Origin of the sequence: Modestobacter sp. NPDC049651, assembly GCF_040659695.1 — a bacterium.
Classification (GTDB): domain Bacteria; phylum Actinomycetota; class Actinomycetes; order Mycobacteriales; family Geodermatophilaceae; genus Modestobacter.
This window is the reverse complement of the sequence record NZ_JBFAOG010000020.1, coordinates 57,535-71,653: the sequence shown is the minus strand read 5'-3', so window position 1 is coordinate 71,653 and position 14,119 is coordinate 57,535. Positions and strand designations below refer to the sequence as shown.

The following is a 14,119-nucleotide window of genomic DNA, read 5'->3' as shown; positions in this document are numbered from 1 at the left end:
CAAGGTCGTCGCCCAGCAGACCGGTGACTTCGACCGGTCGAAGGGCCAGCAGGTCGCCGAGCAGCTGCTGCAGTCCAACCCGGACATCGACGCGATCTACGCCGAGAACGACGAGATGGGCCTGGGCGCCATGCAGGCCGTGCTCAGCGCCGGCAAGCAGCCGGGCAAGGACGTCAAGATCGTCTCGATCGACGGCACCCGCAACGCCGTGCAGGCCCTCGCCGACGGCCAGTACAACGCCGTGATCGAGTCGAACCCGCGGTTCGGCCCGCTGGCCTTCAAGACGCTGACCGACTTCTACGCCGGCCAGGAGATCCCTGAGGACATCATCATCCAGGACAGCGAGTACGACCAGGACAACGCCGAGAAGAACCTCGGCAACGCCTTCTGACCTGCAGGACCTGACCCTCGCGGTCGCACCCACCTGCACCACGGCGCGCCCCCGGTCCCCTCGGACCGGGGGCGCGCCCCGCACGCTCACCGAGGAGCCGTGTTGCCCGAACAACCCCCAGCCGCCACGGGTCCGGCCCCCCGCACCCCGGACCCCACCGCCGCGCCCCTGCTGAGCGTGCACGGGGTGGTGAAGTCCTTCGCCGGGGTCCAGGCCCTGCGCGGGGTCGACTTCTCGCTCCTGCCCGGCTCGATCCACGCCCTGGTCGGCGAGAACGGCGCCGGCAAGTCCACCTTCATCAAGGTGCTCACCGGCGTGCACGCCGCCGACGCGGGCGAGGTCCGCTTCCTCGGGGAGCCGGTGTCCTTCTCCCGGCCGTCCGACGCCCAGGACGCCGGCATCTCCACCATGTACCAGGAGATCAACCTGGTCCCGCTGCTCACCGTGGCGCAGAACATCTACCTGGGCCGCGAGCCCCGCCGCTTCGGCCTGGTCGACACCCGCGAGCTCAACCGCCAGGCGGCCGCGCTGGTCGAGCGGCTCGGCATCGAGGTCGACGTCCGCGCCCAGCTGGGCACGCTCGGCCTCGGCGTCCAGCAGATGGTCGCGCTGGCCCGCGCCGTGTCCGTCGACGCCCGCGTGGTGATCATGGACGAGCCGACGTCGTCGCTGGAGGTCCGCGAGGTCGAGACGCTGTTCGGCGTCGCCCGCACGCTCGCCGACTCCGGCGTCGGCCTGGTCTTCGTCTCGCACCGGCTCGACGAGCTGTGGGCGCTGTGCGACTCGGTCACCGTGCTGCGCGACGGCCGGGTCGTGCACACCGGCTCGATGCAGGCGCTGGACCGGGTCGGCCTGGTCTCGCTCATGCTCGGCCGCGACGCCAGCGACGTGGAGCACGGCGGGACGACGGACTTCGGCGAGTCGCACGCCCGCTCCGGTGAGCCGGTGCTCGACGTCTCCGGGGTGTCGGTGACCAACCGGCTCCGCGACGTGGCGCTGACCGCCCACCCCGGCGAGGTCGTCGGCCTCGGCGGGCTGCTGGGCTCCGGGCGCAGCGAGACGCTCAAGGCGATCTACGGCGACCTGGCCACCACCAGCGCCTCGGTCACCGTGCAGGGCCACGCCGTCCGGCACGGGTCGGTGGGCCGCGCGCTGCGCGCCGGCATCGCGCTGCTGTCCGAGGACCGCAAGGCGGAGGGGATCATCCCGGACCTGTCGGTGCGCGACAACATCGCGCTGGCAGTGCTGCCGAGGATGTCCCGCGCCGGGTTCATCTCCGAGTCGCGGGTCGACGCGCTGGTCGAGACGTTCATGCGCCGGCTGAAGATCAAGGCCTCCAGCCCGGCCCAGAAGGTGCGCGAGCTGTCCGGCGGCAACCAGCAGAAGGTGCTGCTGGCCCGCTGGCTGGCCACCGAGCCGAAGGTGTTCCTGCTCGACGAGCCCACCCGCGGCATCGACGTGGGCGCCAAGCGCGAGGTGCAGGGCCTGATCGACGAGCTGGCCGGGCAGGGCCTCGCGGTCGTGCTGGTGTCCAGCGAGATGGACGAGCTCGTCGAGGGCAGCGACCGGGTCGTGGTGCTGCACGACGGGTCGGTCGCCAGCGAGCTGGACGGCGACCGGCTGACGTCGGCGCAGCTGCTGCGGGCCCTGGCCGGCGGCACCCCCGCGGAGACCACCTCCGCCGGGACGGGAGGAGCAGAGCGTGGCTGAGCAGACCGTGACCCCGGCGGCAGCGGCGGCGCCGCCGGCCGAGCCGGCACCGCCCGCCCGGAGCCGCTTCCGGCTCGACGGCGCCTTCTTCCGCGACAACGGCGTCTACCTGGCGCTCGTCGTCCTGGTGGTCGTGAACCTGGTCATCACGCCGCACTTCGCGACCACCGGCTCGCTCCGGCTGCAGCTGGTGCAGGTCGCGCCGATCATCGTGGTCAGCCTGGGCATGGCGCTGGTCATCGGCACCGGCGGCATCGACCTGTCGGTCGGCGCGGTGATGGCGATGACCGCCGCGGTGATCCCGCTGTACCTCGGCTACGGCTTCATCGGCGCGCTGCTGGCCGGGCTGGTCGCCGGGCTGGTGTCCGGGCTGCTCGCCGGCACGGTGATCAGCCGGGTCCGCGTGCAGCCGATCATCGCGACGCTGGCGATCATGGTCGGCGGCCGCGGCATCGCCAACATCGTCGGCGGCGAGATCAAGAGCATCCGCAACGACGGCTTCCGGGAGCTCGGCAGCGGCAGCGTCGCCGGCATCCCGTGGGTGGTGCTGGTCGCCGTCGTCGTCATCGTCGCCGTGTGGGTGCTGATGACCCGCACCACCTTCGGCCGCTACCTGATGGCGATCGGCGGCAACGCCCGCGCCGCGGAGCTCGCCGGCCTGCCGGTGGCCCGGGTGCTCACCACCGTCTACGTGCTCTCCGGCCTGCTCGCGGCGCTGGCCGGCGTGCTGCTGGTCGCCCGCAACCAGGCCAGCGACCCGACCCGGCTCGGCCAGCTGGTCGAGCTGACCGCGATCACCGCGGTCGTCGTCGGCGGCACGTCGCTGTCCGGCGGGCAGGTCCGGGTGCTCGGCACCGTGGCCGGCGCGCTGCTGATGCAGCTGATCACCTTCACCCTCGTCGCCCACGACATCACCAACTCGGTGGCCCAGATGGTCCAGGCCGTGATCGTCGTGCTGGCCGTCTACGCCCAGGTGGGCACCCGGATGCGACGGAGGTCGCGCGCATGAGCACCACAGCCACGCCCGAACCCACGCTCACCCCGACCGGCGCCCGTCCGCAGCGGGTCCAGCTGGTCCAGCGGGTGCAGCGGCAGGGCGCCCTCGTCGTCCTGGTGCTGCTGTGCGTCTACGCCAGCTTCCAGTTCGACACGTTCGCCTCCGGGCCCAACGTGCGCTCGATCGCGCTGCAGGCCTCGTTCCTGGCGGTCATCGCGCTGGGCATGACGTTCGTGATCTTCACCGGCGGCATCGACCTGTCGGTCGGGTCGGTGTTCGCCCTGGGCGGCGTGCTCGCCGCGTGGGGCTCCCAGCACGGGACGGCGGTGGCCGTCCTGCTGCCGCTGGCGGTGTGCGGCGCGATCGGCCTGGTGCAGGGGCTGGTGATCGCGAAGGGCGGGCTCGCGCCGTTCATCGTCACGCTGGCCGGCCTGCTGTTCGCCCGCGGCCTGCTGCTGTTCATCAGCGACGAGGGCGCCACCGTCTACAAGGTCCCGGCCGGCAGCGCCTTCCGCGGGCTCGCCCAGAACAGCCTCCTGGGCATCAACTACCCGATCTGGATCGTCATCGTGCTGTTCCTGATCGGCGGGCTGGTGCTGCACCGCACCTCCTACGGGCCGACCGTGCTGGCCATCGGCGGCCAGGAGGACGCCGCGCAGCTCATGGGCCTGCCGGTGGTGCGCACCAAGGTGCTCACCTACGTGGCCAGCGGCCTGCTCGCCGGGCTCGCCGGCGTGCTGATCGCCTCGTACACCTCCTCCGGCGTGCCGATCATCGGTGTCGGCACCGAGCTGCAGGCCATCTCCGCGGTCGTGCTCGGCGGCACCCTGCTGGCCGGCGGCGCGGGCACGGTGTTCGGCACGCTGGTCGGCGTCCTGCTGCTGCAGGTCATCGCCAACGTGATCAACCAGGTCGGCTCGCTGAACTCGAACTGGCAGGACGTCGTCAGCGGCGCGATCCTGCTCGGCGTCGTCGTGCTGCAGCGCTACCTGGCGGGCACGACCAGACGATGAGCACCGAGGACCGTCGCTGGACCATCCGCTCCGGCGGGCACGAGGCCGTCATCGACCGCCGCGGGGCGGGGGTGTCGGGGTACGCGGTCGACGGCGTCGACGTCGTCGACCCGCTCGGCGAGCACGAGGTGCCCACGGCCTACCACGGCCTGGTGCTCGCCCCCTGGCCCAACCGGGTGCCCGACGGCCGGTGGACCTGGCAGGGCGAGGAGCTGCAGCTGCCGATCACCGAGCCGGCCACCGGGTGCGCGCTGCACGGGCTGGTCGCGTTCGCGGCCTGGCAGCCGCGCGAGGTCACCGCGGACGCCGTCGAGCTCGGCATCGCGGTCGAGCCGCAGCCGGGCTACCCGTTCGCGCTGGACCTGGCGGTGCGCTGGTCGGTCGACGAGGGCGGCCTGCGCTGCCGGCTGCAGGCTGCGAACACCGGGTGGACGGCGGCGCCGTTCGGGGCCGCCGTCCACCCGTACCTGGTGCTGCCCGGCTGCGGGGTCGACGACCTCGAGCTGACCCTCCCGGCGGCGAGCTGGCTGGAGACCGACGACCGGCTGCGGCCGGTGGCGCTGCACCCGGTCGCGGGCACCGACCGCGACCTGCGCGCCGGCGCACCGCTGCGCGGCCGGTCGCTGGACACCGCGTTCACCGACGTCGACGGCGACACCGTGCGGGTCGCCGGCGGCGGCCGGGCGGTGGAGGTCTGGGCCGACGCCGCCTTCGGGTGGTGGCAGGTCTACACGTCCGACTACTTCCCCGACGGCTCGCCGCGGCGCCGGCACGCGCTGGCGGTCGAGGCGATGACCTGCGGGCCGGACGCGTTCAACACCGGGCAGGACCTGATCACCCTCGCCCCCGGCGAGCAGTGGAGCGCGGAGTGGGGCGTGCGGCCGGCCTGAGGTCAGCTGCTCTCGCGCACCACGAGCCGGTGGGGGGCGGTGATGACCCGGGCCGGGCTCTCGTCCCCCGCCAGCCGGTCGCGCAGCGACGCGAGCGCCAGCTCGGCGATGCGGTCCTTGTCCGGGGCGACCGTGCTCAGCCGCGGCACGGCGAACCGGCCGTCCTCCACGTCGTCGAAGCCGACCAGCGCGACGTCCTGCGGCACCCGCAGCCCGGCGTCGGCCAGCGCGCGCAGCGCACCGAGGGCCAGCTGGTCGGAGAAGCAGAAGACGGCGTCCGGGACCTCGTCGCCGGCCAGCAGCGCGGTCATCGCCCGGTGGCCCTCGGCCCGGTGCAGCGAGGTCACCGGCGCCTCGAGCTCCGGCCGGGCGGGCAGCCCGGCAGCGTCCAGCGCCTGCCGGTAGCCGCGCCGGCGCTGCCGGGAGGTCTCGGTGGCGTGCAGCCCCGGCGTCCCGATCGCGGCGATCCGGGTGCGCCCGCGGCCGGCCAGGTGCGCGACGGCCTCGGCGGCCGCGGCGACGTTGTCGACCACCACGTGGTCGACCGGCGGGGTGCCGGCGTGCTCACCGAGCAGCACCAGCGGGGTGGGGTCGGTCCGGTCGGCGAGCTCCTCCGGGGTGACCGACCAGGGGCTGAAGATGACGCCGTCGACCAGCTGGCTGCGCTCGCCGCGCAGCAGCGCCCGCTCGCGCTCGCCGTCGCCGTCGGTCTGGTCGATGAGCACCGTCCAGCCGGCCCGGCCGGCGGTGCGCACGGTGCGGGCGGCCAGGTCGCCGAAGTACGGCGAGTCGATCTCGGGGACGACGAGCGACAGCAGCCCGGTGCGGCCGCTGCGCAGCGTGCGGGCGGCCATGTTGGGCCGGTAGCCCAGCGCGTCGATGCTCGCCTGCACCCGCGCCCGGGTGTCGGCGGCCACGTGGGGGAAGTCGTTGACCACGTTGGAGACGGTGCGCACCGACACTCCTGCGTGGTCGGCGACGTCGCGCAGACGCACCATGACCGGCCCCTTCCTGACGACCCGCGAACTTTCTCCATCGTATCTGTTGCAACGTGGCATGCCACGTTGCAAACTGGTCGTACCCACTGAGAGGGAGACCACGATGACGACCACCACCCCGGTCACCACGGGCACCGACGCCCAGGCCATGCGCGACACCATCTACACCGACGGCATCGTCGGGGTGCCCGGCGCCTTCTCCACCGAGTGGGCCGACCGGCTCCGCGAGGACATCGAGGCCGCCTACACCGAGGCCCGCGGCCGCGAGGGTGGCGCCATCGGCCGTGGCCCCAACCGCTGGTACGTCGAGGTGCACCCGGAGCAGATCCGCGGCTTCGTCGAGCTGACCACGCACCCGACCGTCACCGCCGTCTGCGAGGCCGTGCTCGGCCCGGACTACGAGATCGTCGAGATCGGCTTCGACATCCCCTTCCCGGGTGCGAAGAACCAGCCGTGGCACCGCGACTTCCCGATCCCGGAGGTCACCCGCACCGAGCGCCGGCTGAACTCGCTGGCCATCAACGCCACCGCGGTCGACACCGAGCCGGACATGGGCCCCTTCGAGATCGCCCCCGGCACCCAGTGGGACGACGACGAGTCGTTCAACCACGGCATGTTCCCGCCGAAGACCTGGTACCCCCGCTTCGAGGAGCGCGCGGTCCGCAAGTTCCCCAAGCGCGGTGACATCTCCATCCGCTCGGCGCTGACCATCCACCGCGGCACCAAGAGCGAGTCGGACAAGCCGCGCCCGGTGCTGGTGCTCGGCGTCGACGCCCCCGGCGCCGGCAACGGCGACAAGCACGACATGGCCGTGACGAAGGCGTTCTGGGAGACGCTCCCGGAGTCGCTGAAGAAGCACCTGAAGTGCCCGGTGGTCGACGAGCTCACCCCGATCAGCCAGAAGCACGACATCGAGGGCCTGGTGATGGGCGAGGAGTGACCTCCCCGTCCTGAAACGCGCCAGGGGCGCAGGAGCCGGTCGGCTCCTGCGCCCCTGGCGCGTTCTGCTGGGTCAGACCTCGGCGGGCACCTCGGGCGCGGCGTGCGCGCCGCAGGTGCACACGCCCGGGTTGCGCGACGAGAGCACGAGCGACACCACGTGGGCGCGGTCGCGGGCGCCGAGCTTGCGGAGGATCGCCTTCACGTGCGACTTGACGGTGTCCTCGGAGATGAAGAGGTTCTTGCCGATCGCCCGGTTGGACTGGCCCTGGACGAGCTCCTCCAGGACGTCGGTCTCCCGGCGGGTCAGCGGCACGTCGGGGGTGAGCGGCTTGGGCGCGGGGGCGACCTCGCCCTCGACCCGGCGGATCTGCGGGTCGACCACGGTGCGGCCGGCGCGGGCGGCGAGCACGGCCCAGCCGAGCAGGGTGGCCGAGGTGTTCATCAGCAGGTAGCCGCGGACGCCGGCGGCCAGCGCCTCGTTGACCACGGCCGGGTCGTCGCTGGTGGCCAGCGCGACGATGGTGATCGTCGGGTAGCGGCGGCGCAGGTCGCGGCAGGCGTTGAGCGTGGCGGCCTGGCTGCCGTGCGCGCCGGAGCCGAGCTCGACGACGACGGCGTCCGGGCGGGCGGTCTCGGCCAGCGTCAGGGCGCGGCGCGGCTCGCCGGGGGCGCCGACGGCCTGCAGCCCGGCGGTCTCGTTGACCATGCCCAGCAGCCCGCGGCGCAGGACCGGCGCGTCGGCCAGGACCAGGACACGGGTGACCCCGCGCGGGGTGATCGTCGTGGGGATGGACACGGTCGGTTCTCCTCGGTGAGCTGGGATGACTCTCACGAGTTCCATCGACCGGGTGAACCAGGTGCTTGAGCACTTGTTCTGCGTGACCGCGACGGACGCGCTCACGGAGGTGCCCCCGGCAGGATTCGAACCTGCGACACACGGTTTAGGAAACCGATGCTCTATCCCCTGAGCTACGGGGGCGGCACAGCGGCGCCGGCGGGCCGGCGCGGCCCTCATCCTGGCACGCCCGCCGCGGCCGCCCCGTCCGGGTGCGACGCGCGCGGCACGCCGAGGCAGGGAACATCGTCACGGCGCGGCACGTCGTAACCACCGAGCGGCATGGTTGCCGAGCGACTACTTTGTCCCGACACACAGGAGCACCGGCAACGGCGCCGGGCTGCAGGAGGTGGACAGGAACGATGAGCATCACGGTGGTGGACGTCCCGGAGCGCAAGCGCTTCGAGATCAAGGACGACGACGTGCTGATCGGTCTCGCGAGCTACCACGTCGAGAACGGCACCATGACGTTGCCGCACACCGAGATCGACCCGGCCCGCGGCGGCCAGGGCCTCGGGACGACGCTGGTGCGCGAGGTCCTCGCCGCGGCCCGCGAGCGCGACCTGCACGTGCTCCCCTACTGCTCGTTCGTCCGCCACTACCTGCACGAGCACCCCGCCGACCTGGACCTCGTCGCCGCGGACGACCGCCCCACGTTCGGGCTGGCCACCGCCGACCACTGAGTCGCGCTGCGGACGGCGCCCCGGCTGCCTACGGTCGGTCGGGTGCCCACCGCACTCCTCTGGTTCCGCCGAGACCTCCGGCTGACCGACCACCCCGCCCTGCTCGCGGCGATCGAGGCCGCCGGCCCGGACGGCGACGTCCTGCCGGTCTTCGTCTTCGACCAACGGCTCTACGCCCCGTCCGGTGAGCCGCGCCGGGCGTTCCTGCTCGACTGCCTGGCCGACCTGCGCGAGCAGACCGGCGGCGCGCTGGTGCTCCGCTCCGGCGACCCGGCGCAGGTCCTGCCCGCGCTCGCCGCCGAGGTGGGCGCCACCAGCGTGCACGTGACCGCGGACGCCGGGCCGTACGGCCGCCGCCGCGACACCGCCGTCGAGCGCGCCCTCGGTGACGTCGCCCTCGTGCGCACCGGCTCGCCGTACGCGGTCGCCCCCGGCCGGGTGGTCAAGCGCGACGGCACCCCGTTCTCGGTGTTCTCCCCGTTCGCCCGGGCCTGGCGGGAGCACGGCTGGCACGAGCCGGCGCCCCGCCCCGACGGCGTCCGCTGGACGACCGGCGTCCGCTCCGACGACCCGCCGCCGCACCCCGACCTGGACGGCGTCCAGCTGCCCCCGGCCGGGGAGGCCGCCGCCCGCGCGGCCTGGGGGCGGTTCCGCGACGAGCGGCTGACCGGCTACGACGAGGGCCGGAACCTGCCCGCCACGGCCGGGACGAGCCGGATGTCGGCCTACCTCAAGTACGGCTGCATCCACCCTCGCACGCTGCTGGCCGACCTCGCCGGCGAGGAGAGCGAGTCGGCCGAGCGCTACACGAGCGAGCTGGCCTGGCGGGACTTCTACGCCGACGTGCTGTGGCACCGCCCCGAGTCGGCGCGCGAGTACCTGAAGCCGGAGCTGCAGGCGCTCGGCTACGACAGCGGCCCGCACGCCGACGAGCTCGTCGCCGCGTGGAAGGCCGGCCGCACCGGCTACCCGATCGTCGACGCCGGGATGCGGCAGCTGCTCGGCGAGGCCTACGTGCACAACCGGGTGCGGATGATCGTCGCCTCGTTCCTGGTCAAGGACCTGCACCAGGAGTGGACGCTCGGCGCGAAGTACTTCATGGAGCACCTCGTCGACGGCGACCTGGCGAGCAACAACCACGGCTGGCAGTGGGTCGCCGGCACCGGCACCGACGCGTCGCCGTTCTACCGGGTCTTCAACCCGGTCACCCAGGGCAAGAAGTTCGACCCGGACGGCGAGTACGTGAAGCGCTGGGTGCCCGAGCTGCGCGACCTCGACCCGAAGTACGTCCACGAACCCTGGACGGCGCCCGGCGGCATCCCGGCCGGCTACCCGGCACCGGTCGTCGACCACGCCCACGAGCGCCAGGTCGCCCTCGACCGCCTCGCCGCCCTCCGCCGCTGACCACGCCGGCCGCTTTCGGCGCCGAAAGCGGGGCCACTTTCGGCGCCGGAAGTGGGGACGGCGTCAGCCGCGGGTGCGGATCCAGTCGGGCAGCAGGCCGCTGTCGAGCACCTGGGCGCGCAGCGGCGCGGCCAGCTCCAGCAGCCGCCGGCTGCCCGCCTCGCCCAGGTGCGCCCAGCCCTCGACGGCGAGCGCGTCGGTGGTCTCCTCGACCTGGCGGCGCAGCTCCGCACCCGCCGCGGTGAGCCCGTCGTCGTCCACCAGTCCGCGGTCGCGGCAGCGCGCGACGCCGGCGGCCCACTCGTCGTCGGTCCAGCCGCGGGTGGTGCGCACGAACTCCAGCGACCCGGACGCCAGCCCGCCGGTGACCAGCGACTCCACCGGGTCGAGCCCGGCGGCCATCAGCGCGCCCACGTGCCCGTCGCCGCGGTGCTCGCGCAGCAGCAGGGCGGCGTGCCAGAGCTGCAGCAGCGGGTCCTCGGGCCAGTCGGCGTGCGACCACGCCGCGTACAGCGGGCGCCCGGCGGCGCTCAGCCCCGCGGTCGCCGTCCGGGCCAGCTCGACGGCCTCGGTCACGTCGGCGTCGCCGAGCACCCGGTGCAGCGCCGTCCGGACGCCGTCGGCGCGGGCCGCCGCCCAGGCCGCCGGATCCGCCGCCGCCCACACCCGGGGCACCACCCGCTCGACCAGCGCCGGGGAGAACACGTAGAAGGTCGCCACCACCGGGGCCGGGCCGACCGGGCCGAGCGCCGAGGCGCGGGCGGCGAAGTAGCCGGCGCGGGCGCCGCGGACGTTCATCGCGTCGTACGCCTGCTGCACCTCGGGGGCGAAGAAGGCCACCACGTGCAGCGTCTCGAGCGATCCCCACGCAGCGCGGGCCAGCCGCGGTGTCACCTCGGTCACGGGGCCCATCGTGGCGGACGGCGTCCGGGCAGGTGAAGCTGGTGCGCGTGATCGCCGATGCCTGAGGGCCACACCCTGTTCCGGCTGGCCCGCGAGCAGCACGCCGCCTTCGCCGGGCGGGAGGTGCACGTGACCAGCCCGCAGGGGCGGTTCGCCGGTCAGGCCGAGCTGCTCGACGGCCGGGTGCTCGACGAGGTCACCTCCTACGGCAAGCACCTGTTCGCCGCCTTCGGCCCGGACGTCGTCCACGTGCACCTGGGGCTGTACGGGAAGTTCACCTCCGGCACCGGCCTGCCCCCGGAGCCGCGCGGTGCCCTGCGGATGCGCTGGGAGGGGCCCGGTGAGGACGGCGCGGGGGTGTGGACCGACCTGCGCGGCGCCACCGCCTGCGACCTGATCACCGACGGCGAGGTGCAGTTCATCCTCGACCGGCTGGGCCCGGACCCGCTGCGCCGGCGCTCCGACCCGGCCAAGGCGTTCGCCCGGATCTCCCGCAGCAAGGTGCCGATCGGCGCGCTGCTGATGGACCAGTCGGTGCTCGCCGGCGTCGGCAACGTCTACCGGGCGGAGATCCTCTTCCGGCAGCGGATGAGCCCGTTCCGGCCCGGACGGGACGTCGGCGCGGACGCGTGGGCGGCGATGTGGGCCGACCTGGTCGTGCTGATGAAGGCCGGCGTGAAGGCGGGGCGGATCGTCACCACCGAGCGCGCCGACCGGGAGCGGCAGCGGGGTCCGGCACTGCGCGAGGACGCGCACTACGTCTACCGGCGCACCGGGCTCCCCTGCCGGATCTGCGGCACCGAGATCCGCACCGAGGTCATGGTCGGCCGCAACCTCTTCTGGTGCCCCACCTGCCAGGCCGTCTGATGCGGAGTGGAGTCCCAGCGCATCACTTTCCGAGCGCTGGGACTCCACTAGACGTGCGGGCGCCAGTCGTCGGGTGGGTCCTCCCCGACCCGGCCGTCGACGGCCTCGCGGATCAGGTCGGCGTGCCCGGTGTGCCGGCCGTACTCCTCGACCAGGTCGTGCAGCAGCCGGCGCAGGCTGATCCGCTGACCGCCGGGCCAGCCGGTGTGCACGAGCTGGTCCAGCCCGCCGTCGGCCAGCGCGGCGGAGAACCGCGCCCGGGACCGCGCGACCGCGTCGTCCCACCGCGCGTACAGCTCCGCGGGGGTGCCCTCGCCGGCGAACGTCTCCCGCCAGCCCTCGGCGGTGTCCCAGCGGCTGGGGTCCCAGCCGCCGCCGATCCGCGCCCCGCTGAGCCGGTGGGTGGAGTACAGCTCCTCGACCGCCGCCAGGTGGGTGAGCAGGCCGCCGAGGGTCATCGTCGAGGCACCGATCCGCACCCGGAGCCCGGCGGCGTCCAGGCCGTCGGCCTTCCAGCGGAACGTGGCGCGCAGCCGGTCCAGCGAGCCGAGCAGGTGCTCGGCCTCGCTGCCCGCGAACGGCGGTTCCCAGGGCGGGGCGTCGGTCATGCCGCCACCCTGCCCCGCATCACCCACCAGGCAAAGGAAGCTCTGCACCCGGTTTCGGCGCCGAAACCGGGTGCAGAGCTTCCTTTGCCTCGGGCGGGGAGCTCAGATGGCGCCCTTGTCCGGGTCGCCGGCCGGCAGCGGGCTGAGCACGCGGATGCCGAGCGGCTGGGCCAGGTGGTCGGAGATGGTCGCCATGAGCTGCCGCAGCGCCGGGCTCTGACCGTGCTGCTGCATCGCCTGCTCGTCGGCCCAGCGCTCGACGAAGACGAAGCCCTGCTCGTCCTCCTGCACCGAGTACCGCTCGCAGCCGGGCTCCTGGTGCACCTCCGGGACGGCGGCGAGCAGCGCCTCGCGGATGGCGTCCCGGGTGCCGGGCTTGGGGAAGACGGTGGCGACGATGACGAAGGACACGCAGCGCTCCTGACGACGGGGGCCCGGTCCGCGGGCCGGCTGGCCTGGCGGTGTCCGGGCGGCAGGACGACCATGCCAGATGTGGCCGACCCCACAGACCCCGGTTCCCGTCCGCTGCGGGTGGCGGTCGTGGGCGCCGGCCCCGCGGGCATCTACGCTGCCGACGCGCTCACCGCCCAGGACGACGTCCCGGTCGCGGTCGACCTGGTCGACCGGCTGCCCACGCCGTTCGGGCTGGTCCGGCACGGCATCGCCCCCGACCACACCAAGATGCGCGCGCTGCGCGGGACGCTGCACCACGTGCTCGACCACGAGCGGGTGCGGTTCGTCGGCAACGTCGAGGTGGGCCGCGACATCGGTCTGGCCGAGCTGCGGGCGTGCGTCGACGCGGTCGTCTACACCTACGGCGCGGCCGGTGACCGGCGGCTGGGCATCGACGGGGAGGAGCTGCCCGGCAGCCTCGCCGCCACCGACCTCGTCGCCTGGTACTGCGGCCACCCGGACGCCGACCGCGCCCGCGTCGAGGCCGCGCTGCGCACCGCCCGCGACGTCGTGGTGGTGGGCGTGGGCAACGTGGCGCTGGACGTCGCGCGGGTGCTGGCCCGCTCCCCCGCCGAGCTCGCCGGCACCGAGATGCCGCACCACGTGCTCGACGCGCTGGCCGCCGCGCCGGTCGAGCGGATCACCGTGCTCGGCCGGCGGGGCCCGGCGCAGGCCACCTTCACCACCCAGGAGCTGCGCGAGCTCGGACACCTCGCGGACGCCGCCGTGCTGGTCGACCCGGCCGACCTCACCGACCCCGGCGACGACGACCTCGCCGCCGAGGACCGGCACGTCGCGCGGAACCTCGCGGCGCTGCGCGAGTACGCCGAGCACCCGCGGGACGACGCCGCGGTGCGGTTGCGGCTGCGGTTCCACGCCCGGCCGGTGCGGCTGCTGGGCACCGACCGGGTCACCGGGGTGGAGGTGGAGCGGACGGCGGTCGACGCCGACGGGCGCGCGGTCGGCACCGGCGAGGTGGACGTCGTCCCGGCGGACCTGGTCGTGCGCTCGGTCGGCTACTCCGGGTCGGCGCTGCCGGGGCTGCCGCTGGACGGCGGGACGGTGCCGCACGAGGAGGGCCGGGTGCTGCGCGACGGGGTGGTCAGCCCCGGCGAGTACGTGGCCGGCTGGATCAAGCGCGGGCCCACCGGGGTGGTCGGCACGAACAAGCACGACGCCCGCGAGACGGTGGCCGCGCTGCTCGCCGACGCGGGAGCCGGCCGGCTGGTGCCGCACGTCCACGAGGGCGACTGGGTGGACCGGGTGCCGCAGCCGGTGCTGCTGGCCGACTGGCGGGCGATCGACGCCGCGGAGGTCGCGCTGGGTGCCCGGCACGGCCGCGCGCGCACCACGATCCACGACCGCGCGGGGCTGCTGGCCGCCGTCCGGGAGGCGGCCGCCCACCGGGAGGGCTGAACCCTGGAC

The 14,119-nt window shown here is 74.3% G+C and carries 15 protein-coding genes and 1 tRNA gene; 10 read left to right on the top strand and 6 right to left on the bottom strand.

What is annotated here, in order from left to right; translation table 11 throughout:
- From AB0J00_RS20155 to AB0J00_RS20135, 5 genes are all read left to right on the top strand, one after another.
- Positions 1-391: substrate-binding domain-containing protein (locus AB0J00_RS20155; RefSeq protein ID WP_357748355.1), on the top strand; the 391-nt coding region annotated here is incomplete at its 5' end.
- Between the two features lie 186 nt (positions 392-577).
- Positions 578-2,101: a sugar ABC transporter ATP-binding protein gene (locus AB0J00_RS20150; protein ID WP_357748352.1), complete on the top strand. Its 1,524-nt coding sequence runs from the start codon at positions 578-580 to the stop codon at positions 2,099-2,101.
- On the top strand, positions 2,094-3,110 hold the full coding sequence (locus AB0J00_RS20145; protein ID WP_357748349.1) for an ABC transporter permease: 1,017 nt from the start codon (positions 2,094-2,096) through the stop codon (positions 3,108-3,110). The genes AB0J00_RS20150 and AB0J00_RS20145 overlap by 8 nt, the downstream gene beginning before the upstream one ends.
- Complete coding sequence (locus tag AB0J00_RS20140) at positions 3,107-4,111, top strand: ABC transporter permease (protein ID WP_357748346.1); 1,005 nt, start codon at positions 3,107-3,109, stop codon at positions 4,109-4,111. Before AB0J00_RS20145 ends, AB0J00_RS20140 begins: the two co-directional genes overlap by 4 nt.
- Positions 4,108-5,001, top strand: a complete 894-nt coding sequence (locus tag AB0J00_RS20135) for an aldose 1-epimerase family protein (RefSeq protein WP_357748344.1) — start codon at positions 4,108-4,110, stop codon at positions 4,999-5,001. The genes AB0J00_RS20140 and AB0J00_RS20135 overlap by 4 nt, the downstream gene beginning before the upstream one ends.
- Positions 5,002-5,003: 2 nt before the next feature.
- Here the strand turns inward: AB0J00_RS20135 and AB0J00_RS20130 are convergent, their stop codons facing one another.
- Positions 5,004-5,999 (bottom strand): LacI family DNA-binding transcriptional regulator, encoded by a 996-nt coding sequence (locus AB0J00_RS20130; protein WP_357748341.1) that lies wholly within the window; start codon positions 5,997-5,999, stop codon positions 5,004-5,006.
- Between the two features lie 103 nt (positions 6,000-6,102).
- On the opposite strand from AB0J00_RS20130, the gene AB0J00_RS20125 reads away from it, so the two are divergent.
- Complete coding sequence (locus AB0J00_RS20125) at positions 6,103-6,939, top strand: phytanoyl-CoA dioxygenase family protein (RefSeq protein WP_357748339.1); 837 nt, start codon at positions 6,103-6,105, stop codon at positions 6,937-6,939.
- 72 nt (positions 6,940-7,011) lie between these two features.
- Here AB0J00_RS20125 and AB0J00_RS20120 read toward each other — a convergent pair whose 3' ends face one another.
- Positions 7,012-7,737, bottom strand: coding sequence for a response regulator transcription factor (locus tag AB0J00_RS20120; RefSeq protein ID WP_357748336.1), 726 nt, complete (start codon positions 7,735-7,737; stop codon positions 7,012-7,014).
- A gap of 110 nt (positions 7,738-7,847) precedes the next feature.
- A tRNA-Arg gene (locus tag AB0J00_RS20115) sits at positions 7,848-7,920 on the bottom strand.
- Positions 7,921-8,138: 218 nt separating this feature from the next.
- Here AB0J00_RS20115 and AB0J00_RS20110 point away from each other — a divergent pair.
- Both AB0J00_RS20110 and AB0J00_RS20105 read left to right on the top strand, forming a co-directional pair.
- Positions 8,139-8,459, top strand: a complete 321-nt coding sequence (locus AB0J00_RS20110) for a GNAT family N-acetyltransferase (RefSeq protein ID WP_357748334.1) — start codon at positions 8,139-8,141, stop codon at positions 8,457-8,459.
- A 42-nt stretch (positions 8,460-8,501) separates the two neighbouring features.
- Entirely contained in the window at positions 8,502-9,863 is a 1,362-nt protein-coding gene (locus tag AB0J00_RS20105; protein ID WP_357748331.1) for a deoxyribodipyrimidine photo-lyase, read from the top strand.
- A 63-nt stretch (positions 9,864-9,926) separates the two neighbouring features.
- On the opposite strand, the gene AB0J00_RS20100 is transcribed toward AB0J00_RS20105, so the two are convergent.
- Positions 9,927-10,766 carry a hypothetical protein gene (locus AB0J00_RS20100; RefSeq protein WP_357748329.1) on the bottom strand — a complete coding sequence of 280 codons (840 nt, stop codon included), beginning with the start codon at positions 10,764-10,766 and terminating at the stop codon, positions 9,927-9,929.
- Between the two features lie 57 nt (positions 10,767-10,823).
- Here AB0J00_RS20100 and AB0J00_RS20095 point away from each other — a divergent pair, with 57 nt between their 5' ends.
- Positions 10,824-11,633, top strand: a complete 810-nt coding sequence (locus tag AB0J00_RS20095) for a zinc finger domain-containing protein (RefSeq protein ID WP_357748327.1) — start codon at positions 10,824-10,826, stop codon at positions 11,631-11,633.
- A 47-nt stretch (positions 11,634-11,680) separates the two neighbouring features.
- Here AB0J00_RS20095 and AB0J00_RS20090 read toward each other — a convergent pair whose 3' ends face one another.
- Positions 11,681-12,241 (bottom strand): DUF664 domain-containing protein, encoded by a 561-nt coding sequence (locus tag AB0J00_RS20090; protein WP_357748324.1) that lies wholly within the window; start codon positions 12,239-12,241, stop codon positions 11,681-11,683.
- Between the two features lie 102 nt (positions 12,242-12,343).
- Positions 12,344-12,652 carry a putative quinol monooxygenase gene (locus tag AB0J00_RS20085; protein ID WP_357748322.1) on the bottom strand — a complete coding sequence of 103 codons (309 nt, stop codon included), beginning with the start codon at positions 12,650-12,652 and terminating at the stop codon, positions 12,344-12,346.
- Between the two features lie 81 nt (positions 12,653-12,733).
- Here AB0J00_RS20085 and AB0J00_RS20080 point away from each other — a divergent pair, with 81 nt between their 5' ends.
- Positions 12,734-14,110: an NADP oxidoreductase gene (locus tag AB0J00_RS20080; protein ID WP_357748320.1), complete on the top strand. Its 1,377-nt coding sequence runs from the start codon at positions 12,734-12,736 to the stop codon at positions 14,108-14,110.
- Positions 14,111-14,119: the final 9 nt, after the last annotated feature.